Annotated in this window: 28 protein-coding genes; 14 read left to right on the top strand and 14 right to left on the bottom strand. The window is 72.5% G+C overall.

Annotated features, from left to right (window positions below; all coding sequences use genetic code 11):
- The 3 genes from AB0B39_RS16510 to AB0B39_RS16500 all read right to left on the bottom strand — a co-directional run bounded on the left by AB0B39_RS16510 (position 1) and on the right by AB0B39_RS16500 (position 4,091).
- A complete protein-coding gene (locus AB0B39_RS16510) occupies positions 1-2,166 on the bottom strand; it encodes a bifunctional polysaccharide deacetylase/glycosyltransferase family 2 protein (protein ID WP_357574689.1) in 2,166 nt (721 codons plus the stop codon).
- Positions 2,159-2,821 (bottom strand): hypothetical protein, encoded by a 663-nt coding sequence (locus AB0B39_RS16505; RefSeq protein WP_357574688.1) that lies wholly within the window; start codon positions 2,819-2,821, stop codon positions 2,159-2,161. The genes AB0B39_RS16510 and AB0B39_RS16505 overlap by 8 nt, the downstream gene beginning before the upstream one ends.
- Before the next feature lie 151 nt (positions 2,822-2,972).
- Positions 2,973-4,091: an NAD(P)/FAD-dependent oxidoreductase gene (locus tag AB0B39_RS16500; RefSeq protein WP_357574687.1), complete on the bottom strand. Its 1,119-nt coding sequence runs from the start codon at positions 4,089-4,091 to the stop codon at positions 2,973-2,975.
- 101 nt (positions 4,092-4,192) lie between these two features.
- On the opposite strand from AB0B39_RS16500, the gene AB0B39_RS16495 reads away from it, so the two are divergent.
- The 3 genes from AB0B39_RS16495 (at position 4,193) to AB0B39_RS16485 (ending at position 8,155) form a co-directional block, all read left to right on the top strand.
- Positions 4,193-4,885: a TetR/AcrR family transcriptional regulator C-terminal domain-containing protein gene (locus AB0B39_RS16495; protein WP_357495878.1), complete on the top strand. Its 693-nt coding sequence runs from the start codon at positions 4,193-4,195 to the stop codon at positions 4,883-4,885.
- A 79-nt stretch (positions 4,886-4,964) separates the two neighbouring features.
- On the top strand, positions 4,965-7,043 hold the full coding sequence (pta, locus tag AB0B39_RS16490) for a phosphate acetyltransferase (RefSeq protein WP_357574686.1): 2,079 nt from the start codon (positions 4,965-4,967) through the stop codon (positions 7,041-7,043).
- Positions 7,040-8,155: an acetate kinase gene (locus tag AB0B39_RS16485; RefSeq protein ID WP_357495874.1), complete on the top strand. Its 1,116-nt coding sequence runs from the start codon at positions 7,040-7,042 to the stop codon at positions 8,153-8,155. Before pta ends, AB0B39_RS16485 begins: the two co-directional genes overlap by 4 nt.
- Positions 8,156-8,209: 54 nt before the next feature.
- Here AB0B39_RS16485 and AB0B39_RS16480 read toward each other — a convergent pair whose 3' ends face one another.
- Positions 8,210-8,383, bottom strand: a complete 174-nt coding sequence (locus tag AB0B39_RS16480) for a hypothetical protein (protein ID WP_234588635.1) — start codon at positions 8,381-8,383, stop codon at positions 8,210-8,212.
- Between the two features lie 158 nt (positions 8,384-8,541).
- Between AB0B39_RS16480 and AB0B39_RS16475 the strand changes: the two genes are divergently transcribed.
- Both AB0B39_RS16475 and AB0B39_RS16470 read left to right on the top strand, forming a co-directional pair.
- Positions 8,542-9,432 carry an alpha/beta hydrolase gene (locus AB0B39_RS16475; RefSeq protein ID WP_357574685.1) on the top strand — a complete coding sequence of 297 codons (891 nt, stop codon included), beginning with the start codon at positions 8,542-8,544 and terminating at the stop codon, positions 9,430-9,432.
- Between the two features lie 47 nt (positions 9,433-9,479).
- Positions 9,480-10,025 (top strand): aminoglycoside adenylyltransferase, encoded by a 546-nt coding sequence (locus AB0B39_RS16470; protein WP_357574684.1) that lies wholly within the window; start codon positions 9,480-9,482, stop codon positions 10,023-10,025.
- Here the strand turns inward: AB0B39_RS16470 and AB0B39_RS16465 are convergent.
- Positions 9,907-10,368 carry a MerR family transcriptional regulator gene (locus tag AB0B39_RS16465; RefSeq protein WP_357574683.1) on the bottom strand — a complete coding sequence of 154 codons (462 nt, stop codon included), beginning with the start codon at positions 10,366-10,368 and terminating at the stop codon, positions 9,907-9,909. The genes AB0B39_RS16470 and AB0B39_RS16465 overlap by 119 nt on opposite strands.
- A 90-nt stretch (positions 10,369-10,458) precedes the next feature.
- Between AB0B39_RS16465 and AB0B39_RS16460 the strand changes: the two genes are divergently transcribed.
- Together AB0B39_RS16460 and AB0B39_RS16455 are read left to right on the top strand one after the other, a co-directional pair.
- Positions 10,459-11,508, top strand: coding sequence for an aldo/keto reductase (locus AB0B39_RS16460; RefSeq protein ID WP_357574682.1), 1,050 nt, complete (start codon positions 10,459-10,461; stop codon positions 11,506-11,508).
- A gap of 99 nt (positions 11,509-11,607) precedes the next feature.
- Complete coding sequence (locus AB0B39_RS16455) at positions 11,608-12,576, top strand: chlorophyllase (RefSeq protein ID WP_357495864.1); 969 nt, start codon at positions 11,608-11,610, stop codon at positions 12,574-12,576.
- Between the two features lie 113 nt (positions 12,577-12,689).
- Here the strand turns inward: AB0B39_RS16455 and AB0B39_RS16450 are convergent, their stop codons facing one another.
- The 3 genes from AB0B39_RS16450 to AB0B39_RS16440 form a co-directional block, all read right to left on the bottom strand.
- On the bottom strand, positions 12,690-13,652 hold the full coding sequence (locus AB0B39_RS16450) for a zinc-binding dehydrogenase (RefSeq protein ID WP_234588641.1): 963 nt from the start codon (positions 13,650-13,652) through the stop codon (positions 12,690-12,692).
- 146 nt (positions 13,653-13,798) lie between these two features.
- A complete protein-coding gene (locus AB0B39_RS16445) occupies positions 13,799-14,977 on the bottom strand; it encodes an NADP-dependent malic enzyme (protein WP_357495862.1) in 1,179 nt (392 codons plus the stop codon).
- Positions 14,978-15,121: 144 nt separating this feature from the next.
- Positions 15,122-15,472: a S26 family signal peptidase gene (locus AB0B39_RS16440; RefSeq protein WP_357574681.1), complete on the bottom strand. Its 351-nt coding sequence runs from the start codon at positions 15,470-15,472 to the stop codon at positions 15,122-15,124.
- 84 nt (positions 15,473-15,556) lie between these two features.
- Here AB0B39_RS16440 and sodN point away from each other — a divergent pair, with 84 nt between their 5' ends.
- The 3 genes from sodN to AB0B39_RS16425 are packed head-to-tail and all read left to right on the top strand — an operon-like array spanning position 15,557 to position 16,973.
- On the top strand, positions 15,557-15,961 hold the full coding sequence (gene sodN / locus AB0B39_RS16435) for a superoxide dismutase, Ni (RefSeq protein ID WP_007464694.1): 405 nt from the start codon (positions 15,557-15,559) through the stop codon (positions 15,959-15,961).
- Positions 15,958-16,533 (top strand): GNAT family N-acetyltransferase, encoded by a 576-nt coding sequence (locus AB0B39_RS16430; protein WP_357574680.1) that lies wholly within the window; start codon positions 15,958-15,960, stop codon positions 16,531-16,533. The genes sodN and AB0B39_RS16430 overlap by 4 nt, the downstream gene beginning before the upstream one ends.
- A gap of 32 nt (positions 16,534-16,565) precedes the next feature.
- On the top strand, positions 16,566-16,973 hold the full coding sequence (locus AB0B39_RS16425; RefSeq protein WP_234588647.1) for an ATP-binding protein: 408 nt from the start codon (positions 16,566-16,568) through the stop codon (positions 16,971-16,973).
- A gap of 72 nt (positions 16,974-17,045) precedes the next feature.
- On the opposite strand, the gene AB0B39_RS16420 is transcribed toward AB0B39_RS16425, so the two are convergent.
- Positions 17,046-17,435 carry a hypothetical protein gene (locus AB0B39_RS16420; protein WP_234588649.1) on the bottom strand — a complete coding sequence of 130 codons (390 nt, stop codon included), beginning with the start codon at positions 17,433-17,435 and terminating at the stop codon, positions 17,046-17,048.
- 43 nt (positions 17,436-17,478) lie between these two features.
- On the opposite strand from AB0B39_RS16420, the gene AB0B39_RS16415 reads away from it, so the two are divergent.
- Positions 17,479-18,429: a diacylglycerol kinase family protein gene (locus AB0B39_RS16415; RefSeq protein WP_357574679.1), complete on the top strand. Its 951-nt coding sequence runs from the start codon at positions 17,479-17,481 to the stop codon at positions 18,427-18,429.
- A gap of 447 nt (positions 18,430-18,876) precedes the next feature.
- Positions 18,877-19,134, top strand: a complete 258-nt coding sequence (locus AB0B39_RS16410; RefSeq protein WP_007072794.1) for a WhiB family transcriptional regulator — start codon at positions 18,877-18,879, stop codon at positions 19,132-19,134.
- 87 nt (positions 19,135-19,221) lie between these two features.
- On the opposite strand, the gene AB0B39_RS16405 is transcribed toward AB0B39_RS16410, so the two are convergent.
- The 5 genes from AB0B39_RS16405 to AB0B39_RS16385 form a co-directional block, all read right to left on the bottom strand.
- A complete protein-coding gene (locus tag AB0B39_RS16405; protein ID WP_357574739.1) occupies positions 19,222-20,010 on the bottom strand; it encodes a CbiX/SirB N-terminal domain-containing protein in 789 nt (262 codons plus the stop codon).
- The gene (locus tag AB0B39_RS16400) at positions 20,007-20,768 is read right to left on the bottom strand and encodes a phosphoadenylyl-sulfate reductase (protein WP_357574678.1); all 762 of its coding nucleotides are present in this window, start codon (positions 20,766-20,768) and stop codon (positions 20,007-20,009) included. Before AB0B39_RS16400 ends, AB0B39_RS16405 begins: the two co-directional genes overlap by 4 nt.
- Complete coding sequence (locus AB0B39_RS16395) at positions 20,765-20,926, bottom strand: hypothetical protein (RefSeq protein WP_234588653.1); 162 nt, start codon at positions 20,924-20,926, stop codon at positions 20,765-20,767. The genes AB0B39_RS16400 and AB0B39_RS16395 overlap by 4 nt, the downstream gene beginning before the upstream one ends.
- Positions 20,923-22,635 carry a nitrite/sulfite reductase gene (locus tag AB0B39_RS16390; RefSeq protein WP_357495851.1) on the bottom strand — a complete coding sequence of 571 codons (1,713 nt, stop codon included), beginning with the start codon at positions 22,633-22,635 and terminating at the stop codon, positions 20,923-20,925. Before AB0B39_RS16390 ends, AB0B39_RS16395 begins: the two co-directional genes overlap by 4 nt.
- A 291-nt stretch (positions 22,636-22,926) precedes the next feature.
- Entirely contained in the window at positions 22,927-23,838 is a 912-nt protein-coding gene (locus AB0B39_RS16385; protein WP_357495849.1) for a helix-turn-helix domain-containing protein, read from the bottom strand.
- A 62-nt stretch (positions 23,839-23,900) separates the two neighbouring features.
- On the opposite strand from AB0B39_RS16385, the gene AB0B39_RS16380 reads away from it, so the two are divergent.
- Positions 23,901-24,926, top strand: a complete 1,026-nt coding sequence (locus AB0B39_RS16380) for an aldo/keto reductase family protein (RefSeq protein WP_357574677.1) — start codon at positions 23,901-23,903, stop codon at positions 24,924-24,926.
- A 36-nt stretch (positions 24,927-24,962) separates the two neighbouring features.
- A complete protein-coding gene (locus AB0B39_RS16375) occupies positions 24,963-26,504 on the top strand; it encodes a glycosyltransferase family 39 protein (RefSeq protein ID WP_357574676.1) in 1,542 nt (513 codons plus the stop codon).
- Positions 26,505-26,648: the final 144 nt, after the last annotated feature.

The following is a 26,648-nucleotide window of genomic DNA, read 5'->3' as shown; positions in this document are numbered from 1 at the left end:
TCAGCCGGTGCGGGAGGTTGCCGGCTCCAGCCCGGTGCGTCGGAGTTTCTGCCAGCCCAGCCGGCCGCCGGTCAGTGCGGTGACCACTGCCTGGATCATCACCAGGTACATCAACTGCCGGTAGACGAACTGTTGCAGCGGCAGCACCCACAGCACACCCAGCTTCTCCCGGTCCAGCCGGAACGCGACGATCGCGGTGACCATCTGCACGCCGAGCATGACCAGCCAGGCCACCGCCGTGGCGGTCCGGTCGAGGAAGAACAGGCCGTACAGGGCCAGCAGGTCGATCACGGGCGCGAGCAGCGGCAGCAGCACGCCGAAGAGGCTGAGGAAGAACAGGCATCGCCTGGTGAACCGGCCGGAGGCCCCCCTGTCGAACACGGAGCGGCGGTGCTTCCACATCGCCTGCATGGTGCCGTAGCTCCACCGGTAGCGCTGTTTCCACAGCTGTCCCAGGCTCGTCGGCGCCTCGGTCCAGGCGCGGGCCGTCTCCTCGTAGACCACCTTCCAGCCGGCCCGGCCCAGGGCCATGGTGATGTCGGTGTCCTCGGCCAGGGTGTCGTCGGTCATCCCGCCGGCGTAGCGCAGCGCCTGCCGCCGGAAGCCGCCGATCGCGCCGGGCACCGTCGACATGCAGCGCAGCGTCTCGTAGAGACGCCGGTCCAGGTTGAACCCGATGACGTACTCGATGTGCTGCCACTTGGCGATGAGGCTGCGCCGGTTGCCGACCTTGACGTTGCCGGCTACCGCGCCCACCTGCGGGTCGGCGAAGGGCTGCACGAGCCGCCGGACGGAGTCGGGTTCGAAGACGGTGTCGCCGTCGACCATCACGATCAGGTCGTGGCGGGCCAGCGCCACGCCGGTGTTCAATGCGCTGGGCTTGCCGCCGTTGGGCTTGCGGACCACCCGGACGTTGGGCAGGCCGAGCGCGTCGACGATGTCGGCGGTCCCGTCGGTGGAGCCGTCGTCGACGACCACCACCTCGATCCCGCCGGGATGGTCGCCGGTGGCGAGTGACCGCACCGCTGCCGCGATCCCCTCCCTCTCGTTGTAGGCGGGAACGACCACCGACACCGGCGCGGTGACAGGTGGCCCCCACGTCCAGTCCTTGGCCCGCCGGCGGCGGGCGTGCCGCCCGGCGAGCAGGAACAGCACCGCGGTGCGCCCCACCGTGAGCACGCCGACGAGCACGAAAAGGATCCCGAACACGCTCAGCAGGCGGTCGGCACCCTGGACGGCCCAGACCAGCATCCGGCCGCGCCAGCGGTCCCCCGCGGTGGCCGCCAGGCCGGAGTCCACCCGGTGGTCGGCGCCGGCGGCGGCGAAGGCGAGGTTCAGCCCCTCGGTCGCGGTGACGAACCGGTATCCGCGTTCCTTCATCATCGGAATGAACCGGTCGAGGGCTGCCACGGTCTGCGCCCGGTCACCGCCGGCGTCGTGCCAGAGGGTGATGGCGCCCGAGGTTCCCTCCGGGGCCGCATTCTCGATGATCTTGTTTACGCCGGGCAGCGCCCAGTCCTGACTGTCGGTGTCGTTGAGCACCGTCAGGTAGCCCAGGTCGCCGGCGGCGGTCAGCACCGGCCAGTCCTCGTTGTCGATGGCGTCGGCGTGTGAGGAGTACGGGTACCGGACCAGCGAGGTCCGCACGCCGGTGACGGCGGCCAGGGCGAGCTGCGTCTGGGCGTACTCCAGGTCCCGCCGCCAGCCGGGCAGCTCGGTGAGGTCCGGGTGGGTGAACGTGTGGACGCCGAGTTCGTGGCCGCCACCGACCAGGCTCCGGGCCACGTCGGGGTGTCGGGAGACCTGCGAACCCAGCACGAAGAAGGTGCCCTTGACCTGGTAAGCGTCGAGGACGCGCAGCACCTCGGGGGTCCAGACCGGGTCGGGGCCGTCGTCGAAGGTGAGCGCGATGGTCCGCTCCGGCAGCCGGTAGGAACGGACCTGTTCGCTGTTGGCGCTGATGATCGGACCCCCGGTGACCACCGAGGTGGGGACCTCGCGTTGCCCTCGGCCGCTGTGCTGGTGGTCGGGGGTGAAGGACGCGTTGGCGTACGCGTGGACGACGAGCACGCCGGCCAGCACCGCCAGCAACACGCCCAGCAGGATCCAGCGCGGCGGCGGTACGGCCCGACGTTGGCGGGCTCCCGTGCTCGTCGTCTCAGTCATCGGCGGGTGAGCCGTCGGGCTCGTCGAGCGTCTCGTCCGGTGGCGTCGGCGGGTCCTCGGTCGACGGCGGGACGGCTGGTGTCGGGGCCGACGGAGCAGTCGGCGTGGGTGTGGGCGCGGGGGCGGGCGGGGCCGGCGCTCGGGCGGGACCGCCGCTCGGCGAGCCGGTGACGCCCGGCGAGCGGCGGGGGGCGACCGGGCGGGTAGCCGCCGGGGCGGCGCTGGGGGTCACCGGGGCCGCCGACGTACGGGGGACGGCCGTTGACGGCTCGGGAACTACCGTGATCGCCTCGGCCTGCGGCGACCGGGGCCGTTCGGGCTGCTCGGCCTCGTCCACGAAGGGGAGCACCGTGTGCGGCTCCACCATGCCGCCCGCGAAGCTGACAGCCACCAGCCCGGTGTAGAGCAGACCGAACAGACCGACGGCGTACGCGAGCCAGCGCAGGCGGGAGCGACGTCGGCCGCTGGGATCGACGAACACCGGCGGTGGTTGGGGTACGGCGGCGATCAGCGCGGTGGGGGCGTCGGAGCGGCCGATCACCATTGTCGATTCGTCGACAGGCGCGGCCGGTGGGGTCGGAGCGTCACCGGGCACGCCTGCGGGCGTCGACCTCCGGGTCGACGTATCTTCGCTGCTCAGGCGCCGGGCGGTCATGGGAAGCGAGTGTAGGCGTGAATCTTTTTCGGTTCTTGCGACGCCTGACAGGTGAGACGCCTACCGCACCGCCGACCGAGCGCCTGCTACCTGCCTGGCCCCGCCGGAACGACGCCGACGCCGACGCCTGGGCCGCAGGCCGCAGGCCGCCTCAGCTTCCGGTGAGAGCCTTGATCAACGTGTCAGGTGTGCCGTCGCCAAGCATGTCCTGAAGGTCGGGGGCCTCGGCGTTGGCCGTGGCACTTCGCACGGACATGGCCTGCTCGTACGCGGTGAGCGCGGTCTCGATGTCGTCGGGGTGCGCGGCGATGGCCGTGCCGAGGTCGGCGCCGTCGAGAAGGGCCAGGTTGGCGCCTTCGCCGTTGGGTGCCGCCAGGTGCGCGGCGTCGCCGAGCAGGGTCACTCCGGGCCTCCGGTCCCACCGGTGTCCGGCGGGCAGGGTGAAGATGTGGCGCAGGACCGGCGGGGTCTCGCCGTCGGTGACCAGGGCGGTGAGCTCCGGCGCCCAGCCGTCGAACTCCCGCACGATCCGCGCGATGGCCGCGTCGGGGTCGGCGAAGTCGATGGCGGCGAACCAGTCCTGCGGCCTGGCGAGCATCACCCAGGTGTGGAGGTTTCCGTCGCGCTCCCGATGGGCCAGGATCCCCCTGCCCGGCTCCAGCACCATCATCGCTCCGCCGCCGACGGTTTCCGCGCTGGTCGGGTGCCGGGTGTCGCCGTCGAACAGGTGGGTCTCGATGAATGAGAAGCCGGTGTACCCGGGTGTGGCCTCGGAGAGCAGCGGTCGGACCCGGGACCAGGCGCCGTCCGCGCCGACCAGCAGGCTCGTGACGACTGCGGTGTCGTTGGTGAAGGCCACTTCGTGGCGGCCCTCGCCGAGGGCGCGCACGCCGCTGACCTTGTGACCCCACCGGACGGTGCCGGCCGGGAGTGAGTCGAGCAGCATCTGCCGCAGTTCGCCGCGCTGCACCTCCGGGCTGCCACCGGTGCCGTCGTCGGGCACGTCGAGCAGGACGTTCCGGTGCCGGTCCAACAGGCGCATCGCCTGACGCCCCTCCAGGACGAGCTTGCGGAACTCCTCGGTCAGGCCAGCCGTCTCCAGCGCGGGCTGGCCGTTGTAGTCGCGGATGTCGAGCAGTCCGCCCTGCGTACGCGTCGCCGAGGACGCCTCCGCCTCGTACACGGTGGACGGGATGCCGTGCACGTGCAGCACGCGGGCCAGCAGCAGGCCGCCCAGGCCGGCTCCGATGATCGTGACCGGTGTCGTCATGGTGGTCCCCCAGGTCTACAGGACGAGCCGTTTTGGATCGCCGCTCCAACGAACGCTAGCACGGCTTTGGAGCAACAATCCAACCGTGCGACACTGGGCTCATGGCACAGCGAACCGCTCACGGATCCGGGCCGACCCCGCGCCGCACGGACAGCCTGTCCAGGGACCTGATCATTCGGACCGCCACCGAGATCCTGGACGGCGGCGGCGAGAGCGCTCTGACGCTGCGTGCGCTCACGGTGCGCCTGAAGACCGGATACGGCGCGATCTACCACCACGTCGCGGACAAGAACGACCTGCTCGCGGCGGCCACCGACGACGTCATCACCGGTGTGCTGTCCCGCACGGCCACCACCGGCGGTCCTCGCGAGACCCTGCGCCTGCTCGCCCTGGGCCTGTTCGACGCGATCGACGCCCACCCCTGGGTCGGTGCGGAACTCTCCCGGCAACCGTGGCGCCCCGCGCTGCTGGACTTCTACGAGAGCATCGGCAGGCTGCTGGACGCGCTCGCCGTGCCCGAGGGAGCGCGCTTCGACGCGGCCGGGACGCTCGTGAACTACGTCCTCGGTGTCGCCGTCCAGAACGCCGCAAACGCCCGGCACCTCAGCGGCGGCGGCACGGACCGCGGGACGTTCCTGGACACCACCGCCGCGAAGTGGGCGCAACTGGACCCCGCCAGGTACCCGTTCGTGCACGCGACAGTGACGCAGCTGCGCGATCATGACGACCGTGAGCAGTTCCTGGCCGGCATCGACATCTTCCTGACCGGCATCGCGGCCCTGCGCCCCGCGTGACCCACCTGCCGGAAGCGGCCGGCGGGGCCCGGGACGGAGGGCCGTAGGGCCCGGGTGGGGAGACTCGCGATCTTCTAGGGTGGGGGCTGTGGCTCGCAGCGTGTATCTGACCAGCGTCGGTTCGGGCGGAGGCAAGTCGACGATCGCCCTCGGGCTGGCCGAGTTGCTGTCCCGCCAGGTCGGGCGGATCGGCGTGTTCCGACCGCTGGTGGCCGACACCGGCCCGGACCCGATCCTCGCGCTGCTGAGCGAGCGGTACCGGGTCGAGGTGCCGCTCGCCGACCTGGCCGGCTCCACGTACGCCGAGGCGGCCCGGCTGGTCGCCGACGGCCGACGGGAAGAGCTGATCTCCGCTGTCGTCCAGCGGTACCGGGCGGTGGAGCGGCAGTGCCCGGCGGTCGTCGTGGTGGGCAGTGACTTCGACGAGCCGGGCGACCCTGCGCACCCCCGCGAGCTGGCCTTCAACGCCCGACTGGCCACCGAGTTCGGCAGCGTGGTGGTGCCGGTGGTCGACGGCTACGAGCAGGAGCCGGCGGCCGTCGCGGCGGCCATGCGCGGGGCGTACCACGATGTGGCCGACCTGGGCGCGACGGTGCTCGCGGTGATCGCCAACCGGGTGTCCGAGCCGATGACGCTGCCGGAGCTGCCCGTGCCGGCGTACGCCATCCCGGAGGTGCCGAGCGTGTCGGCGCCGACGGTGGCCGAGGTGGCGGCGGCGCTCGGCGCCACCCTGCTGGCCGGCGACGACGCGGCGCTCGGCCGGGACGTGCTGGACTACGTGGTCGGGGCGGCACACGTGCCGACACTGCTGGGCCACCTCACCGAGGGCGCTCTGGTGATCACCCCCGGGGACCGGGCCGACCTGCTCGTCGCGGCCAGCGCGGCACACGTGGCCGGGCAGGTGTCGGTGGCCGGGCTCGTGCTCACCCTCGGCGAGCAACCCGACCCCCGGGTGATGCGGCTGGTGGAGGGCCTGAACACCGGCCTGGCCGTGCTCTCCGTCGGCAGCGACAGCTACGACACGGTCGAGGCGTCCAGCCGGATCGAGGGGCGGCCCAGCGTGGCCAACCCGCGCAAGGTGGAGGCCGCGCTGGGCGCGTTCGAGCGCTGCGTGGACACCGACGACCTGGCCCGCCGGCTGCGGGTCAGCCGGTCGACGCGGGTCACCCCGCTGATGTTCGAGAACGAGCTGATCGACCGGGCCCGCTCCAGGCCCCGGCACCTGGTGCTGCCCGAGGGCGCCGAGGAGCGCATCCTGCGGGCGGCGGAGATCCTGCTGCGCCGGGGCGTCGCCGAGCTGACCCTGCTCGGGCGGCCGGACGACATCGCCAGGCGCACCCGCGAGCTGGGCATCGACCTCGGCGACGCGCGGTTGGTCGACCCGGCCACCAGCGGGTGGCGCGACGAGTTCACCGCCGAGTACGCGCGGCTGCGCGCCCACCGGGGCGTCACCGCCGAGCTGGCGCACGACATCGTGGCCCAGCCCAACTACTTCGGGACGCTCATGGTGGCGGCCGGGTACGCCGACGGCATGGTCTCGGGCGCCACGCACACCACCGCCGCCACCATCCTGCCCGCGTTCGAGATCATCCGTACCGTGCCGGAGGTCTCGGTGGCCTCCAGCGTCTTCTTCATGCTGCTCGCCGACCGGGTGCTGGTCTACGGAGACTGTGCCGTCAACCGCGACCCGGACGCCGCCCAGCTCGCCGACATCGCGATCTCGTCGGCCGACACCGCCGCCCGCTTCGGCATCGAACCCCGGGTCGCCATGCTGTCGTACTCCACCGGCAGCTCCGGTGCGGGCGCGGACGTGGAGAAGGTCGCCGCGGCCACCGCGCTGGTCCGGGAGCGCCGGCCCGACCTGCTGGTCGAGGGGCCGATCCAGTACGACGCGGCGATCGACCCCGCAGTGGCCGCCACGAAGCTGCCCGACAGCCCGGTCGCCGGCCAGGCAACGGTCTTTATCTTCCCGGACCTCAACACGGGCAACAACACGTACAAGGCGGTGCAGCGTTCGGCCGGGGCGGTCGCCGTCGGCCCGGTCATGCAGGGCCTGCGCCGGCCGGTGAACGACCTGTCCCGGGGCGCGACAGTGCCGGACATCGTCAACACGGTGGCGATCACCGCCATCCAGGCGGCCGCCGAGGAGGCGTCATGAGTCGGGTACTGGTGCTCAACTGCGGGTCGTCCTCGGTGAAGTGGCGCCACTACGACGGGGACCGGACCGTCGACCAGGGCACCGTCGAGCGGGTCGGTGAGCCCGGCGGCGGCCCGGCGGACCACGCCAGCGCCGTCCGGCAGATCCTGGCCGGACTGGACCTGACCGGACTGGCGGCGGTCGGGCACCGGGTGGTGCACGGCGGCCGGAAGTTCACCACCCCGGTCCTCATCGACGACGCGGTGCTGGCCGCGATCAAGGATCTGGTGCCGCTGGCCCCGCTGCACAACCCGGCCAACCTGGCCGGCATCGAGGTGGCCCGCGCGGCGCTGCCGGACGTCCCGCAGGTCGCCGTCTTCGACACGGCGTTCCACCACACCCTGCCCGAGGCCGCCGCGACCTACGCGATCGACCTGGACACCGCCCAGCGGTACGGCATCCGCAGGTACGGCTTCCACGGCACCTCGCACGCGTACGTCTCCCGGCGTACCGCCGAACTGCTGGGCCGGCCGTACGAGCAGCTCAACACCATCACCCTGCACCTGGGCAACGGGGCCAGCGCCTGCGCGGTCGCGAACGGCCGCAGCGTCGCCACCTCGATGGGGATGTCACCCCTGCAGGGGCTGGTGATGGGCACCCGCAGCGGCGACCTCGACCCGACAGTCATCTTCCACCTGCGGCGGGAGGGCGGGATGTCGGTCGACGACATCGACGACCTGCTCAACCACCGCAGCGGGCTGCTCGGGCTGACCGGCGTCAACGACATGCGCGAGGTGCTCCAGCGCCGGGCGGCCGGGGATCCGGCCGCCGCGCTGGCCTTCGACGTGTACTGCCGGCGGATCACCGGGTACGTCGGCGCGTACTACGCGCTGCTCGGCCACGTGGACGCGATCGCGTTCACCGCCGGCGTGGGCGAGCACGCCGCGCCCGTCCGGGCCGCCGCGCTGGCCGGACTGGCCCGGCTCGGCATCACCGTCGACGAGGCGCGCAACAACGGCGACGGCGACCGGCTGATCTCGCCGGACGACGCCGAGGTGAGCGTCTGTGTCATCCGTACCGATGAGGAACGGGAGATCGCCCGGCAGACCCGGGACGTGGTCGGGGCGCACTGACGTCGCCCCGACCACGTGGAGTCGGGCCCGCTCAGCGCATCGCCGCGCGCCGGCTCAGCGCATCGCCAGCCAGGCGACGAGGGCCACCAGCAGCACGACGACGACCGCCGCACCGACGATGAGCGGCAGGCGGGACGGCGCGTCGGCCGGACCGGCGGCCTCCGGCGTCTGGGTGAAGGCGCGGAACGCCTCGGTGTTGCCGCTGGGGTCGGTGTAGTTCTCAGCCATGTCGGTGACCCTAGCGAAGCCGGTCGCGGAGCACCGCCCCCCGTCTGTGCCGTCCCACCGGGTCGAGCCGGCCGGCGGAGGCGACCCGACCGGGTGGCGGCCAGAGCCGGGCCGGACGGCGGGGCCGCTGGACGTGCCCGGGCACCTACGGTGAAACGGTGGGGGTTCGACGGCTGGTCGCCGTACTGGTGACGGCGCTGCTGGCCGGTTGCGCGCCGGCAACCGCCGTGGCGGGCGGGTCCGCCGGGCCGCCGTCCGCGCGCCGAGCGCCCGAGGGGTCGTACGTCGTCGGCGTGCGTACGCTCACCCTCGATCCGCGCTCGGCGCGTCCCCTGCCGGTGACCATCTGGTATCCGGCCGGCACCGACGGGGTGGCCGCCGGGCGGTTCCCGGTGGTGATCTACAGCCACGGTCTGCACAGCCGACCCGAACTGCACGCCGGGCTGACCACCCGCTGGGCGGCGGCCGGTTTCGTGGTGGCCGCGCCCGCGTACCCGCACACCCGTGCGGGTGCCGCGAACTTCACCCGGGCCGACGTGCGCAACCAGCCCGCCGACGGTTGGCGGCTGATCCGGCACCTGGGCCGCCTCGACGGCGACCCGGCTGATCCGCTCGCCGGCCACCTGGACCTCACGTCGATCGCCGCCGCCGGTCACTCGGCGGGCGGCTTCACCACCTCCGGCATGTTCACCGAGGGCCACCCGGCCCGGCTGCGCGGGGGCATCGTGATCGCCGGCGGCGGGCTGCCGGGCAGCTTCGCCGGACCGACCGCACCGGTGCTCTTCGTGCACGGCACGGCCGACCCGGTGGTGCCGGTGACGGTGGGCCGGGCGGCGTACGCGCGTACCCCGGGACCTGCGGTGTTCGTCAGCGTCCTCGGCCAGGACCATGGCGCGTACCTCACGCCGGGCAACCCCGGATTCGCCGCCGTTCTCGCCACCACCACCGACTTCCTACGCTGGACCCTCTACGGCGACCGGACCGCCGGCGCCCGCCTGCCCACCGACGCGCGCACGCCCGGCACCCGCTACGAGTCCCGCCCGGCCTAGGGTCTTCGCCCGCGTGTCACGGCGGTGCCCCCGGCTAGAGTGCCCGGGTGGACGACCTCGCGCGCCGCCAGTTGGCGAGCATCGCCGACGTGGTCGAGGTGGCCGGGTCGGCCGGCATCGCGGTGTGGTTGCGGGGCGGCTGGGCGATGGACTTCCAGCTCGGCGAGGTGTCCCGACCGCACGTCGACGTCGACTGGTACTGCTGGCGCGAGGACGCGGCCCGGCTGGCCGACCTGCTGCTGGCCCGGGGCTGGCGCCCCGATCCCCGGATGCCTGTGGAGTTGCAGCTCGACCTGTTCGCCGACGACGTGGAGGTGAGCGTCGCGTACCTGGGTCGGGACGACGCCGGTCGCCCGACGGTGGGCGCCGGGTCCTGGGCCGGCACACCACTGCCGGCCGGGATGCTGGACGCGCCATCCGGCCGGATCGGCCCGTTGACCGTGCCGACGATCTCGGTGCCGGCGCAGATCGAGTTCAAGCAGATGTACCCGGTGTGGATGCCGGAGCGGCCTCGCCGTCCGAAGGACGCGGACGACCTGGCTCGACTGCGGGCCGCGCCTCGTCGAGCAGGTCCTCGTACACCCCGACCTTGAAGCCGATCAGGTCCAGGCACTGGGTGAGCCTGCCGATCTGGCCGGTGACGCGCTCCTGGTGCTCGCGCATCAGGGCGAGACGTTCCTCCTCGTTGCCGGCACCCTCCCGGACGAGGTCGGCGTACCGGCGCAGCGCGGGCAACGGCATGCCCGAGGTACGGAGAATGATGCAGACGGTCAGCCAGTCGACGTCGTCCTGGCTGTAGACGCGACGCCCGCCGGGCCCACGGCGTACCGGATCGACGAAGACGCCCTCCTGCTCGTAGAAGCGCAGGGCGTGCACGCTCAAGCCGGTGCGTTCGGCGACCTGCCCGATGCTCAGACTCACGATGTCCTCGGCCATGCCGAGCAGGGTAACGAGGCTTGACCTAGAGCCGACTCCAGCTCCTAGGGTCCCCCGTGATCGTCACGACATCGCCAGAGGAGCATCAGCATGCGCTATCGCACACTCGGCGGGACCGGCATCGAGGTGAGCACCCACTGCCTCGGAACCATGATGTTCGGTGCCGTCGGAAACCCGGACCACGACGACTGCGTCCGCATCGTGCACGCGGCCCTGGACCAGGGCATCAACTGCGTCGACACCGCCGACATGTACGGCCAGGGTGAGTCCGAGCAGATCGTGGGCAAGGCGCTGCGGGGGCGCCGGGACGACGTCGTCCTCGCCACCAAGGTGCACTTTCCGATGGGTGCGGGGCCCAACCAGGGTGGCAACTCGCGGCGCTGGATCCTCAAGGCCGTCGAAGGGAGCCTGCGGCGTCTGGGCACCGACTGGATCGACCTCTACCAGGTCCACCGCCCCGACCCCGCTACCGACATCGAGGAGACGCTCTCGGTGCTCAGCGACCTCGTCCGCGACGGAAAGATCCGCGCCTTCGGGTGCTCGACGTTCCCCGCCGAAGGGATCGTCGAGGCGCACCAGGTCTCCGAGCGTCGCGGCCTCGGCCGGCTGCGCACCGAGCAGCCGCCGTACTCGATCCTGGCCCGTGGGGTCGAGGCGTCGACCCTGCCGGTCTGCCAGCGCTACGGCATGGGGGTCCTGGTCTGGAGCCCGCTCGCCTTCGGGTTCCTCAGCGGGAAGTACCGCAGGGACCGGCCCGTCGACCTGTCGACCGGGCGTGCCGTGCTCCGGCCGGCGCAGTTCGATCCCACGCTCGCCGAGAACGCCGCCAAGCTCGACATCGTCGAGCAGCTCGTCGACCTCGCGGCGGGCATCGGCTGCACGCTCCCGCAGCTCGCCATCGCCTTCACGGTGGCCCATCCGGCGGTCACCTCGGCGATCATCGGACCGCGGACCATGGCACACCTGGAGGACCTGCTCAAGGGCGCCACGCTCACCCTGGACGACGCGACCCTCGACCGGATCGACGAGATCGTGCCGCCCGGAACCAACCGGTACGACCCCAACGCCGCCTTCCCGCCACGCTCCCTGACCGACACCGCCCGGCGGCGACGCCCGCTCCCCGAACGCGCCGCGGCCTGAACGACCGGTCACACCCGGTCCGGGTCAGCCGGTCACGGCGTGGGCACCGCGCGTCGAACCGCGCCGAGCCGGCCGGCGCGGCAGGGCACAATTGGTTTCATGTCGCGTCGCGTCACCCCCACGCTGCTGGCCAGCGCCCTGCTCATGGCCGGCCTGGTCGGCTGCTCCGCCGACGCCCGCAAGACCGAGGGCTGGCAGGCGCCCGCCGAGCCACCGCCCGCCGCCGCCACGCCGACGCCGCAGGTACCCTCCGGGACCGCCCCGAAGAGCGCCTTCGGCGTCGGCGTACGCCAGCTCAAGCTGAACCGGGACGGCCGTGCGCTGCCGACGACGATCTGGTATCCGGCGGCCGGGAAGGCCGGCGGCGCGGTCAAGCGGTCCGCTGCGGCGGCGCAGGGCCGGTTTCCGGTGGTGATGTTCAGCCACGGTCTCACCGGGCTGCCGGAGGACTACGCCACCCTGCTGACCCGCTGGGCGGCGGCGGGCTTCGTGGTGGCCGCGCCGACCTTCCCGCACACCTCCAAGGGCGCCGACGGCAACATCCTCGACGTGCTCAACCAGCCGGCCGACGTGTCGTACGCCCTGACCCAGGTGCTGGCGCTCGACGGCAAGGCCGGCGACGGGCTGCGCGGCCGGCTGGCCACCGACCGGGTTGGCGCGGCCGGGCACTCGGCCGGCGGGGTGACCACCATCGGCCTCTTCACCGCCAGCCGGGACGAGCGGCTGGACGCCGGGGTGGTCTTCGCCGGTACGGCAGTCGGCGTGGGTACGGCGTTCGCGGGCGCGACCGCGCCGCAGCTGTTCGTGCACGGCGAGCTGGACGAGGTGGTCGACTACGCGGCGGGCAAGGCCGCGTACGACAAGGTGCCCTGGCCGAAGGCGATGCTCAGCCTGCCCAAGGGCGACCACGGGCGGGCGCTGCTCGGCGACGCCAAGACGTTGCGGGTCGTCTCGGACACGTCCGTCGAGTTCCTGCGCTGGTCGCTGTACGGCGACGCGGAGGCCAAGAAGCGCATCTCCACCGACGCGACGCGCAACGACATCGCCACCTTCGACAACCACCTCTAACCCACGCCCCCACCCCCTCCCCCCTCCGCGATCTTGCACTTACTGTCGGGGCATAACGGGATATTTGCCGTGAATCGTCGACAGAAAGTGCAAGATCGCGAGAGGGAAGCGGGTCAGGCGGTGTGATCGATGACGATCTTGCCGAAGGCGTCGCCGGAGTGCAGGCGGGCGAAGGCGTCCTCGACCCGGCTGAACGGGACCACGGCGTCGATCACCGGACGGACCTCGTTCTCGGCGCAGAACGCCAGCAGCTCGTACAGCTCCCCCGGCGTGCCCATCGAGGTGCCCAGGATCTCCAGCTGCATGGCGAAGACCCGGCGCAGGTTGACCGACGGCTGGTGGCCGGCCGTGGCGCCGGAGACCACGATCCGGGCCATCGGCGCGGCCGACTTCAACGAGTGGTCGAACGTCGCCGCGCCCACCGTCTCGATCACCACGTCGACCCGCTCCGGCAGCCGGGCACCGGACTCCAGGGCGGTCGCCCCGAGGGCGGTGATCCGCTCCCGCTTGGCGGCGTCCCGGCTGGTCGCGTACACCCGCTTGCCCATCGCGAGGGCGAGCGCGACGGCCGCGGTCGCGACGCCGCCGCCGGCGCCCTGCACCAGCACGCTGTCGGCGTCCGCGACGCGGCCCTTGGTGGTCAGCATCCGCCACGCGGTCAGCCAGGCCGTGGGCAGGCACGCCGCGTCGGTCGCCGCCATGCCGTCGGGCAGGGGGATCAGGTTCGACCGGGGTACGGCGACCCGCTCGGCGAGCGTCCCGGCGAAGTGCTCGGACAGGATGGAGACCCCGCGCGGGTCACCCGGCGTGACGACGACCGGGTAGACGACCATCTCGTTGCCGTGCTCGTCCACGCCGACCGCGTCGCAGCCGAGGATCATCGGCAGCTGGGCGTCGGTGAGGCCGACCCCGCGCAGCGACCAGAGGTCGTGGTGGTTGAGCGAGGTGGCCCGCACCTGCACGGTCACCCAGTCGTCCTCCGGGTGGGTCGGCTCGGGCCGCTCACCGACGGTGAGGGCGGCGAGCGGATCGGCATCGTCGAGGCGGGAGGCGAAGGCGGCACGCATGATCGGCACGGTAACAAGCTGAGCGCCCGTTAAGAAGGGGCCCGCCACCGGGCCACGCCGTCACGTGTACCCCGGGCCACCGCGCCGCGCCTGGCGGCGGGGCTCCTGCCGTCGCGCCTACCGCCGCGCCACGCCGGCGGGCCGCGCTGTCGCGTTCACCGGCGGGCTACTCCGTCGCGGCGGGCCGCTTCGGCGACGGCCTCGGCGACGGCCGGGGCGACCCGCGGGTCGAGCGGCGACGGGACTATCGCGTCGGCGGTCAGCGACTCGGCCACCACGCCGGCGATGGCGTCGGCGGCGGCGACCTTCATCCCCTCGGTGATCCGGGTGGCCCGCGCATCCAGCGCGCCCCGGAACACGCCGGGGAACGCCAGCACGTTGTTGATCTGGTTGGGATAGTCGCTGCGGCCGGTGGCGACCACCGCGACGTGCCGGGCGGCCACCTCGGGGTGCACCTCAGGAGTCGGGTTGGCCAGGGCGAACACGATCCCGCCCGGGGCCATCTGAGCGACGGCCGCCTCGGGGATCTGCCCGCCGGAGACCCCGATCAGCACGTCCGCGTCGCGCAGCGCCTCGGTGATGTCGCCCTGGCGGCCGTCGGCGTTGGTGCTCGCCGCCAGCTCGGCCTTGGTGCCCGTCAGCTCGTCGCGGTGCCGGCCGATGATCCCCTTGGAGTCGCACACGACCACCTGGTCGGGGTTGACCCCACCGGCGACAAGCATCTTCGTCACGGCCACGCCGGCCGCGCCCGCGCCGCTCACCGCGACCCGCAGGTCACCGAGCTTGCGGTTGAGCAGGGTGGCGGCGTTGCGCAGCGCGGCGAGCACCACGATGGCGGTGCCGTGCTGGTCGTCGTGGAAGACCGGGATGTCCAGCGCCTCGTCGAGTCGCCGCTCCACCTCGAAGCAGCGCGGCGCGCTGATGTCCTCCAGGTTGATGCCGCCGAACGACGGGGCCAGCGCCCGCACCACCGCGACGATCTCGTCCACGTCCTGGGTGTCCAGGCAGACCGGCACCGCGTCCACCCCCGCGAACTGCTTGAACAGCACCGCCTTGCCCTCCATCACCGGCAGCGCGGCGCGCGGCCCGATGTTGCCGAGCCCGAGCACCGCCGAGCCGTCGGTCACGACGGCCACGGCGTGCGACGCCCAGGTGTAGTCGTCGGCCAGGTCGGGGTCGGCGGCGATCGCCTCACACACCCGGGCGACACCCGGGGTGTACGCGAGGGAGAGGTCCTCGCGGCTGGTGAGCGGGACCGTCGAGGCGACGGCCATCTTGCCGCCGCGGTGCAGTTGGAAGACGGGATCAGCAGGGTCCACGGAGGACGAAGACATGGCGGTGACTCCAGGATCTGTCGAGCAGACGGGGCGGCCGGGCCCGGCCGCGAGGTGGGCGGCGAGCGGTGGCACGCGGTGCGGGGGGTCACCCGGGCACTTTCCGAGCATAGTGTCGGCACTGCCCCTCGGATGTGAGCAGGGTCATAACGGCCGACGGGGCACCCGTCCGGGGCGGGGCCAGTAGCGGAACACCACCCTTCCGCGCACGTCCGCCACCCCGTACGCACGGGAGTCGTCGGTGACCAGATCGTTGTCGCCGCGCAGCCACCAGCCGCCGTCCTGCGGCCGTACCGCCCGCTTCACGACCAGCAGCTCGGGACGCGTGCGGAACACGGCGACCACCACGTCACCGGGCCGGATCGGGCGCCCGCCCGAGCGGACCAGCACCGCGTCGCCGTGCCGCAGCGTCGGCGCCATGGACGGGCCGGTCACCGAAACGGGCGTCAGCGGCCCGCGCAGGTGCGGCGTCTCCGCCGGGTGATCGGCTCGCACTGGTTTCACCTCCACCCGGTTCGGGGAGCATTCTCAGGAGTAATGTCGCCTTTGATCATCGCAAACTTCCCATGGAGGATCCCGATGCGACTTCCGCGCATCCTTGCGCCCCGCGTCACCGCGAGCGCTCACTGCGACCTGCCGTGCGGCGTCTACGACCCGGCCCAGGCCCGGATCGAGGCCGAGTCGGTCAAAATGATCTGCGAGAAGTACCAGGCGAACACCGACCCGGAGTTCCGTACCCGGGCGGTCATCATCAAGGAGCAGCGCGCCGAGCTGGTCAAGCACCACCTGTGGGTGCTCTGGACCGACTACTTCAAGGCGCCGCACTTCGAGAAGTACCCGAACCTGCACACCCTGTTCAACGAGGCCACCAAGCTCGCCGGCGCCGGTGGCGTCAAGGGCAGCCTCGACCCGGCCACCGCCGACAAGCTCCTCGCGAAGATCGACGAGATCGCCAAGATCTTCTGGGAGACCAAGAAGGCGTGACCGACCCGGTCATCCCGACGATCCGGCCGGTACGTCCCGAGGACGTGCCGGCCGTCGTCGCCATGGTGCACGAGCTGGCGGAGTACGAACGCGCTCCCGACCAGTGCCACCTCACCACCGAGCAGCTCACCTCGGCGCTGTTCCCGACTACTCCAGGTCGAGGCGCGGCGTCAGACGCGCCGAACTGGAGTAGTCGTACGACCGCTCCGGCGCTCTTCGGCCACGTCGCGGTCGACGAGCACGACCGGCCGATCGGCTTCGCGCTGTGGTTTCTCAACTTCTCCACCTGGGCCGGCGTGCACGGCATCTACCTGGAGGATCTCTACGTCTCACCGGCTGCCCGGGGCACCGGCGCAGGCCGGCTGCTGCTCGCCACGCTTGCCGACATCTGCGTACGACGGGGTTACCGGCGGCTGGAGTGGTGGATGATCGAGTGGAATCCGGCTGCCGGTTTCTACGCCTCGATCGGCGCCGAGCAGATGAGCGAGTGGGTCCCCTACCGGCTCAGCGGTGACGCGTTGCGAGACCTCGCCGCTCAGGCGGAGGCCGCCGACACGCGCCCGAACGACTGACCGGGTAGAGTCCCCGACCGGGGGGATGAGGCGTGACTCAACTGACCGGCCAGCCAGCGACCGACGACGACGTGGTGCACCTCACGGTGCCCGCCGACGGCGGCTACCTCGGCGTGCTCCGCACCGCCACCGCCGGTCTCGCGGCCCGGTTGCAGTTCGCGCTCGACGAGATCGAGGATCTGCGGATCGCTGTCGACGAGGCGTGCGCCATGCTGCTCGCCATCGCCACCCGCGACGCCGAGTTGGAGTGCCGGTTCTCGGTCACCAACGACGCGCTGACCGTCGAGGTGACCGTGCCGACCGTGCGCGGGGCGACGCTGCCCGCCGAGTCGTCCTTCGCCTGGAAGGTGCTCACCGCCCTGACCACGTCGGCGTCCGCCGGTGCCTCCGACGGCCGGGCGACGATCTCGTTGCTCACCCGCCGCTCCGGCGGCTACTGACCGACACGCCCCGCCGGCCCCGCCCGGCCGGGGCCGCGGGCGAACCCGTTGCCCTGCGGCCGTGCGGCGGGGTCACTCGAAGCCGAGGGCCTTCGTGGTGGGCGGGCTGACGAGCAGCCAGCCGACGCCCAGGCCGAGCGCCATCAGCGGTACGCCCAGCCAACCCAGCCCGGCTTGGATCATGAACCAGCCGATCGGCAGCAGCATGAGCTGAAGGACGATCGCGGGGGCCCGCGCGCCGGCCTGTCGGCGCAGCAGCGCGCGGCCCAGAGCCCAGAGCGCGACGGCCGCCCCGACGGCGAACGCGGTCACCAGCAACGCCGACGCCAGGTCGGTGGTGGTGGCGGTGAGGTCGGCCCAGACCAGCCAGACCGCGATCAGCCCGACGGCGACCGCCTCCGCCCAGAGCAGCCGCACCGCCCAGCGGAGTGTGACGGGAACCGGGGCCGAGTCGATGGTCACGCGCGCCACGATACCCGGGCTACCGAGAGGTACAGTGCCGCCCATGCGGGCCGTCCTGGTGGTCAATCCGAAGGCCACCACCACCAGCGAACGCAGCCGGGACGTGCTTGTCCGGGCGCTGCGCAGCGAAGTCGACCTCAGTGTGCGCTACACCCGTCGCCGGGGGCACGCCATGGCGCTGGCCCGGGAGGCCGCCACCGAGGGGGTCGATCTCGTCGTCACCCTGGGTGGCGACGGCACGGTGAACGAGGTGGTGAACGGCCTGATGTCGGCCGAACCGCCAGCCGGCGCCGAGGGCGCGTCGATGGCGGAGCGGCTGCCCGCGCTGGCCACCGTTCCGGGCGGTTCGACAAACGTGTTCGCCCGCGCGGTGGGCCTGCCCCGGGAGTGGCCGGAGGCGACCAGCATGATCCTCGAAGGGCTGCGCCTGGGCCGGCACCGCACGGTCGGGCTGGGCCGCGCGGACGACCGCTACTTCACCTTCTGCGCCGGGTTCGGCCTGGACGCCGCGGTGATCCACCGGGTGGAGCAGGCACGGCGCAAGGGGCGGGTCTCGACGCCGGGGCTCTACCTGCGCTCGATCATGAACCAGTACTTCTTCGCCTCGGACCGGCGGCATCCGGCGATCAGTCTGGAGCGACCGGGTGAGCCGGCGGAGGAGGAGCTGGCCACCGTCATCATCCAGAACACCGCTCCGTGGACGTACCTGGGCGACCGCGAGGTCAACCCGAACCCGGAAGCGTCGTTCGATCTCGGCCTCGACGTGCTGGCACTGCGTCAGCTCCGGGTGGCTAGCACAACACGGACAGTCACTCAGTTCCTGTCCCGGCGGCCGGATCCGAGCGGTCGTCAGGTGTTACGACTCCATGACACGGCGGAGTTCACCCTGCTCTCCAGCCGTCCGCAGGCGTTCCAGCTGGACGGCGACTATCTTGGCGAGCGGGAGAAAGTCAGATTCACATCCATTCCGGCCGCACTCAGAGTAATCTGCTAGGTCTCGGGTACTGCCCTTGGTCGACGCGGCGCCGCAACCGCACCGGCGGGCGCCGCCACACCGAGGGGCAGGTGCCGGAAATGTCAGCAATGTCACGCGGACTGTACTATATTGATCCTCGGCTGTGGCACGGCGGGTAACCAGGAACGCACTGGAACCCGGACAAATGGGTTGTGGGCTTGCTCACCGCTTGGAGTTTTTCCGAGCGTCACCCTTGACATCACGAGCGTTCGTGAAAGTATTCACAAGCGAACTTGAGTTACCGGGACATTGCCTGGATATGCTCGTCAGGTTGAGCTGTTCCAGCAGGTCTCCGAGGCTAACCGCCTGCTCACGCACTGCCGAATGGTCAGACGCGAACGGTCACCATAGGCAATGCGGATGCATATAGGAAAAGCACTACCCGCAATAAATTGCCACCCATCCAGAATGAGGAGTGTTGCCGCCATGGACTGGCGTCACCATGCTGTCTGCCGCGACGAGGACCCGGAGCTGTTCTTCCCGATTGGGACGTCCGGACCGGCTCTCCTGCAGGTCGAGCAGGCCAAGGCCGTCTGCAGGCGCTGCTCCGTGACCGACCAGTGCCTGCAGTGGGCGCTCGAGTCCGGTCAGGACGCTGGCGTCTGGGGCGGGATGAGCGAGGAGGAGCGGCGCGCTGTGAAGCGGCGCGGCGGCCTCCGGGTGCTGCGCGCTCACTCCGCCTGATTCCCCCAACGACACAGCTGCACGCCCCGGCAGGTCCGCCTGCCGGGGCGTACTGCTGTCCCGTGCCTGGCCAAACCGGCTGAGCCGTCAACCTGTCGGTGCCAGCGCGCCCCGGCCGTCGACCCGGCGCAGCACCAGCTCGGCCAGCTCGGGCGCGTCCGTCAGCGGGGCCGCGACCGCCACCGCACCGGCCGCCCGTGCCGAGTCGGCCACCGCGTCGTGGAACAGGCCCGGCGCGAGGAAGTACGCGGACACCGCCACCCGGCGCGCGCCAGCCGCCCGCAGGCGGGCCACTGCCACACCGGTCGCCGGTGGGGCCGCCGAGGCGTACGACACCCGGCAGGGCACCCCGAACTCGACGCCGAGCGCGTCCGCCACCCGGCCCACCGAACCGCGCGCCCGCGCGTCCCGGGTGCCCGCGGCGGCCAGCACCAGCGCGTCGAAGCGCCCCGGGCCAACCTCGCCGAGCCGACGGCGCAGCCCCGCCAGCAGCGCCGGCGACACCGTTCCGTCCGCCGGGCCGAGCACGTCGGTGACCCGTACCGACAGTGGAGGTCCGGCCTGCGTCGCGGCGGCGACGGCCGCCGGAATGTCCACCCGGTGGTGGTACGCGGCGGTCAGCAGCAGCGGCACGACAACCGCGCGCGGATGCCCCGCCTCGGCCAGCTCGCGCAGCACCTCGGTCGGTCCCGGCTCGGTGTGGTCCAGCCAACTCGCCCACACCGACAGGCCGGGCCGGGCGGCCGACACCGCCCGGGCCAGCGCCCGGGTGGCCTCGGCCGCTCGTGGATCCCGGCTGCCGTGCGCGACAAGCACCACCGGGGCCGCCCCGCCGGCCGCGTCCGGGCCGGTCGGGTTCGTCGGTGACGGGGTCAGACGTGCAGCCCGCACTCGGTCTTCTCGAACATGGCCCACCGCCCGGCCCGGGGGTCCTCCCCGGCCTTCGTCCGCCGCGTGCACGGCCAGCAGCCGATCGAGCCGTAGCCCTGCTTGAACAGCTCGTTGACCGGGACGTTCCAGCGGGCGATGTAGGCGTCCACGTCCCCCTGCGACCACGCCGCGATCGGGTTGACCTTCACCTTGCCGCGCCGCGCGTCGAACGTCACCACAGGCGTGTTGGCCCGGGTCGGCGACTCGTCCCGGCGCAGACCGGCGGCCCAGGCGTCGTACCCGGACAGCGCCCGCTCCAGCGGCTCCACCTTGCGCAGCTGGCAGCAGTCGTCCGGCGACTTGTTGAACAGTCGCGGGCCGTACTGACCGTCCTGCTGCCCCACCGTGAGCCGGGGCCGGATCGACCGGACGTTCACCGGGAGCGTCCGGGCCACCTCGTCGCGGACCCGCAGCGTCTCCGGGAAGTGCAGACCGGTGTCGAGGAAGACCACGTCCACCCCCGGGGCGACCCGGGACACCAGGTGGGCCAGGACGGCGTCGGCCATCGAGCTGGTGACACAGAAGCGGTCACCGAAGGTCTGCGCAGCCCAGCGGGCGATCTCCAGGGCGGGGGCGCCCTCCAGGTCCCGGGCCGCGTGCTCGGCCAGCGTCCGCAGCTCGTCGGGGTTGCGCCCGGCCGGCTCGGTCGACGTCTGAGCGCCCGGACCGACCAGGCGCAGGTTGGCAGCGGAGACGAGGCTCATCGGGTCACCGCCCGGGAGAGCAGCCCGGTGAACTTCACCGCGAAGACCCGTGCGCAGGCGTGGCACTCCCAGGCGCCGTGCCCCGCCTCGTGCGGCCGCAGGTCCTCCTCGCCGCAGTACGGGCAGTACAGGGGTGCCGCTCGGTTCTCGCTGCTCATCGCAGTTCCTCCTCGTCGACTCTGATCACCCAGTTGGCGAACGTCTCGCCCTCGCTCCGACCGGCCAGGTAGCGGCGGGCCAGCCGTTCCACGTACTCCGGAAGCTCGTCGGCGGTGGTCTTCAGGCCGCGCAGCTTGCGGCCGAAACCGGCCGTCTGACCCTGGGCCATGCCCAGGCCGCCGCCCAGGTGCACCTGGAAGCCCTCCACCTGCCGGCCGTCCGGGCCGACCACCAGCTGACCCTTGAGGCCGATGTCCGCGACCTGCGTGCGGGCGCAGGCGTTCGGGCAGCCGTTGATGTGGATCGAGATGTCCGCGTCGAAGTCGCGCAGCCGCTGCTCCAGCCGGGCCACCAGCTCCTCGCCGCGGGCCTTCGTCTCGACGATGGCGAGCTTGCAGTACTCGATGCCGGTGCACGCCATCGTGCCGCGCCGCCAGGCCGACGGCCGGGCCTCCAGCCCGATCCCGCGCAGCGCGTCGACAAGCGACTCCGTCCGCTCCGACGGCACGTCGAGCACCAGCAGCTTCTGGTACGGGGTGAGCCGCACCCGGTCGCTGCCGTGCGCCTCGGCCACGTCGGCCAGTTGGGCGAGCTGCCCACCGGAGACCCGCCCGACCACCGGGGCGGCCCCCACGTAGTGCCGCCCGTCGGCCTGCTCGTGCACGCCCACGTGGTCGATCGGCTTCGCCGGCAGCTCCGGGGCGGGGCCGTCGAGCAGCGTACGGCCCAGGTACTCCTTCTCCAGGACCTCCCGGAAACGCTCCACGCCCCAGTCGGCCACCAGGAACTTCAGTCGGGCCCGGTTACGCAGCCGGCGGTAGCCGTAGTCGCGGAAGATCCCGACCACGCCGGCCCACACGTCGGGAATCTCGGCCAACGGCACCCAGGCGCCGAGCCGCTGGGCCAGCATCGGGTTGGTGGAGAGCCCGCCACCGACCCAGAGGTCGAAGCCGGGGCCGTGCTCGGGGTGGTCGACGCCGAGAAGGGCGATGTCGTTCGACTCGTACGGGGTGTCGACCAGCCAGGAGATGGACGTCTTGAACTTGCGGGGCAGGTTGGAGAACTGCTTGTCCCCCACGTACCGGGCGACGATCTCGTCGATCGCCGGAGTCGGGTCGACCAGCTCGTCGCGGGCCACCCCGGCGACCGGGCTGCCCAGCACGATCCGTGGGCAGTCGCCGCAGGCCTCGGTCGTCTGCAGGCCTACCGACTCCAGCCGGCGCCAGATCTCCGGCATGTCCTCGACACGGATCCAGTGGTACTGGATGTTCTGCCGGTCGGTGATGTCGGCGGTGTCCCGGGCGAACTCCCGGGAGATGTCCGCGACCACGCGCAGCTGAGCCAGGTTGAGCTGGCCGCCGTCGATGCGGACCCGGAGCATGAAGAACTCGTCCTCCAGCTCGTGCGGCTCCAGCACCGCGGTGCGCCCGCCGTCGATGCCGGCCTTGCGCTGGGTGTAGAGGCCCCACCAGCGGAAACGGCCACGCAGATCCTGCGGGTCGATGGAGGCGAAGCCGCCGCGCGCGTAGATGTTCTCGATGCGCGCCCGGACGTTGAGCGGGTCGTCGTCCTTCTTGATCCGCTCGTTGGGATTGAGGGGCTCGCGGTGGCCGAGCGCCCACTGACCCTCACCCCGGGGCCGGCGTGGCGCCCGGGCCGGGCGGGTCGTCGGGTCCTCGGAACGGGGCGGGATGCTGCTGACCGCCATCGCGGCGACCTCCGTTGTCTGCTGTGCCTCGGGCTACGCGGGGCGCGACGGCCGGCCCGCGAGGGGGCGGGACAACGGTGTCTTCAGACAGCCGGCGCGGAGCGCGCCCGAGACGGATTGGTCGGGCGTCGTCAGTAGGCCGGACAGATCGCGCTGCGCACGCGGCCGTAATCGACGTGGCGACGAGCCACGAAGCGGCGGACGACTGCGGCGGTCATGGGGCCCATGCTGCCACACCCCATGGGGGCCGGCCAATGTCCGCGTGCTGGATCCCACATCACGGGCCGGAGGTCAGCCGACCAGGCGGTCACCAAGGACAGTTCGGGCATAGCGCACCACCCGCCCCTGCCGTACGCCAGCGATCAGGCCGTTGTCCCGCAGCGTGGTGAGGTGGTGCGACGCGGTCGCTGGCGCGAGACCCAGCATCGCGGCCAGCTCACCGGTGCTCAGCGGCGAGTCGAGCAGCGAGAGCGCCGCCGCCCGCGTAGCGCCGAGCAGGGCGCCCAGCGCGGTGCTGGGCGGTGGCGAGTCCCACAGCCCGCCCAGCCCGGTGGGCGGATAGCAGAGGGCGGGGCCGGCGTCGCCCTCCATGATCGCGTGCACCGTCGGTCCGGAGAACGAAGTGGGCAGCAGCGTCCACGGGCGGCCGTCCAGACCGGCCGGCCGGGTCGTGCCGACGGCGACCCGCAGCGCCGCGCCGTCCCACCTGATCAACGGGTGCAGCTCGCGGAGCAGGGTCCGCCCACCCTGCTCCGCGGCGAGCAGCGCCCGCCGCCGGATGTCGGCCAGAGCGAGCGCCCGCAGCCGGGGCCAGTCCGGTGCGATCAGCAGGGTGAAGTACCGGTGGAGCTGCGCGACCAGCTCGTCCGGGGGCAGCCGGGGTGCGCCGGCCCGGTCCAGTTGCCGGCGCACCAGGGACGGGTCGGTGCCGGCGACCGCCCGCAGCTCGGCGGCCAGGTTCGGTGCCACGCCGATCGGGGTGAGGAAGTCCGGCACGTAACCGTTGGACGGTGTGAGCACCGCCAGCAGCGGCTCCAGGCCGGCGTCCGGCAGCAGCCGCTGCGCGCGTTCCCGCCACGGGCGGTGCATCCAGTACTTCGCCGGCTTGCGCAACGCCCAGGAGCTGGCCACCAGCTCGGCCAGCGGCGAGTGCACGAACCGAACCCGGCTCAGGTCGTCGGGCGAGAACCGAACCTCGATCACTCACGGATTCGACCACGGTCGAACGGTTCGGCGACAGGGCGGGGCGACCCGAGGATCCCGGTATGGAGTACAGGCAACTGGGCCGGTCGGGCCTGCGCGTCAGCGCGGTCGCGTACGGCAACTGGGTCACCCACGGCAACCAGCTCGACGACGACGCGGCGGCCGGGTGCGTGGCCGCCGCCCTGGACGCGGGCGTCACCACGTTCGACACCGCCGACCGGTACGCGCAGGGACGAGCCGAGGAGGCGTTGGGCAAGGCGCTGCGTGGCGTCCGACGCAGCTCGATCGAGCTGTGCACGAAGGTGTGCCTGCCGGTTGGGCCGGGGGCCAACGACGCCGGGCTGTCCCGCAAGCACATCATCGAGGGCTGCCACGCCTCGCTGAGCCGGCTGGGCACCGACCACGTCGACCTCTATCAGGCGCATCGGTACGACGACAGCGTGCCGCTGGAGGAGACGATGCTCGCCTTCGCCGACCTGGTCCGCCAGGGCAAGGTGCTCTACGTCGGCGTCTCCGAGTGGACCGCACCGCAGTTGCAGGCGGGTCAGCGGCTCGCCGCCGAGCTGCACATTCCGTTCGTCGCGAACCAGCCGCAGTACTCGATGCTGTGGCGGGTCGTGGAGGCCGAGGTGTCGCCCGCCTGCGCCGACCTCGGCCTGGGTCAGCTCGCCTGGGCGCCACTCGCGATGGGCGTGCTGACCGGTCGGTATGAACCCGGCCGGCGTCCGCCCGCCGGATCCCGGGCCACCGACGGCTTCGGGGGCTCGTTCGTCGCCCGCTACTCGGCGGATCTGCTGCTCTCCCGGGTACGCCAGCTCCGACCCGTCGCCGAGGCGGCCGGCTGCACGATGGCCCAATTGGCGGTGGCGTGGGTGCTGGCCCGTCCGACCGTGGCGAGCGCGATCGTCGGCGCGTCCCGGCCGGAGCAGCTCGCCGAGACGGCCAAGGGCGCCACGGTACGGCTCGACGACGAGCTGCTGGCCCGCATCGACGCCGTGCTCGACGAACTCGTGGAGCGTGATCCGGCGAAGACCGCTCGGCCGAACGACGTGATGCCCGCATGGCGCCCACCGCCTCCCGCCGGCTGACGCCCACGCAGGGAGTGGTCGTGGCAGGCTCGGACCGTGGGGCAATTGTCCGAGAGGTCGGCCGGGGCGGCGTGGGAGCGCCTGCGTCGTCTGCCGGTCTGGCTCGGCCCGGCGCTGTTGACCCTGGCGGTGACAGGGACCGGGCTGGGTTCCGCCCAGCTCTGGCGCGACGAGCTGGCGACGTGGAGCGCGGCCACCCGCTCGCCCGGCGACCTGGTCCGGCTGGCCGGCACCATCGACGCCGCCACCGGGCCGTACTACCTGCTGATGCACGTCTGGACCACTGTCGTCGGCGACTCCACAATCGCCCTGCGGATACCGGCCGTGGTGGCGATGACAGTGGCCGCCGGGCTGCTCGCCGTGCTCGGCGCGCGGCTGGTCGACAGACGTGCCGGCCTCTTCGCCGGGCTGCTGTTCGCGGTGCTCCCCGGCACCTCCCGCTACGGGCAGGAGGCCCGCCCGTACGCGCTGGCGACCATGCTCGCGGTGCTCGCCACAGTCCTGCTGGTGACCGCGCTGCGCCGACCGAGCTGGGCCCGGTGGGCCGGTTACGCGGTCGCCGTCGCCGCTCTCGGGCTCATCCACCTGATCGCGCTCACAGTGCTCGCCGCCCATGCGCTTGTCGTCCTCATCGCCTGGTGGCGCGGCCCCGCCGAGGCCGGCGTCGCCACCTGGGACCAGCCCACCGCCGGGCGGGACCAACCCACTGCCGGCCGGGACCGTCCCGCCGTCGAGCGGGACCGGCGGGTGTGGCGATGGCTGGTCGCCGTGCTGCCGGCCGCACTGCTGGCCGGTCCGCTGCTGCTCAAGGCCCGGACGCAGCAGTCCCGGCAGTTGAACTGGGTCCACCTGGCCCGGCTGGACGACCTGACCGCGCTGCCGGGCGGCGTGGCCCAGAGCAGCGTGGTGGGCGGTCTGCTGGTCGGGGTCGCCGCGTTGGGCGCGGCCCGGCTCGGGCGGCGCGCTCTGCTGCCGGTGAGCGCGGTGCTGCTGCCCGTGCTGCTGCTCTTCGCCGCCGGCACGGTCGTACCCCTGTGGGTGCCCCGGTACCTGGTCTTCGTGGTGCCGTTCGCGTGTCTGCTGGCCGGTGCGGCGCTGGCCGCCGTGACCGCGCCGGCCGCGGTCGTCGTGGTGGTCCTGGCCGCGCTGCTCGGCCTGCCCGACCAGACCGCGCTGCGGCGGACCCACGAGTGGCCGCGCAGCGCGCCCGTGGACTACGCGGGGGCCGCACGGGTGATCGCCGACGGCCAACGCCCGGGGGACGCGGTGGTCTACTCGCCCCGGCACAGCTGGCTCTTCCTGGATCTCGGCATCGACTACCACCTCGACGACCCACCACGCGACGTGCTGGTCACCGAGGACGAGGTGCGCCGGGGCGACCTGTGGGCGGCCGAGTGCCCCCAGCCGGCGCAGTGTCTGGCCGGTACGACGCGGGTGTGGCTCGTCGTCGCCGGCCGGCAGGCCGAGCCGCTGGCCGCCGTGCCCGGCGCCAAGGGCGACGCGCTCCGCACCGACTTCACCGTCACGCAGGTCTGGCAGCGCCCCGGCCTGACCGTCGCGCTGTTGACCGGCCGCTGAGCGATCGGTCAACGGCCGGACCGCGTCGGTCGTCGGTCTGATCGCCCACCAGGCGAGGCCGGCGCGCGGTGAAAAGGCTGATGCCTGTGAGTCATCTAGATGACTCACAGGCATCACGCTCATTCGGCCAGCCGCGCCCATCTG

This window comes from Micromonospora sp. NPDC049114, assembly GCF_040648635.1.
Taxonomy (GTDB): domain Bacteria; phylum Actinomycetota; class Actinomycetes; order Mycobacteriales; family Micromonosporaceae; genus Micromonospora.
The sequence above is the reverse complement of the archived record's forward strand: the minus strand, read 5'-3'. Positions and strand labels throughout refer to the sequence as shown.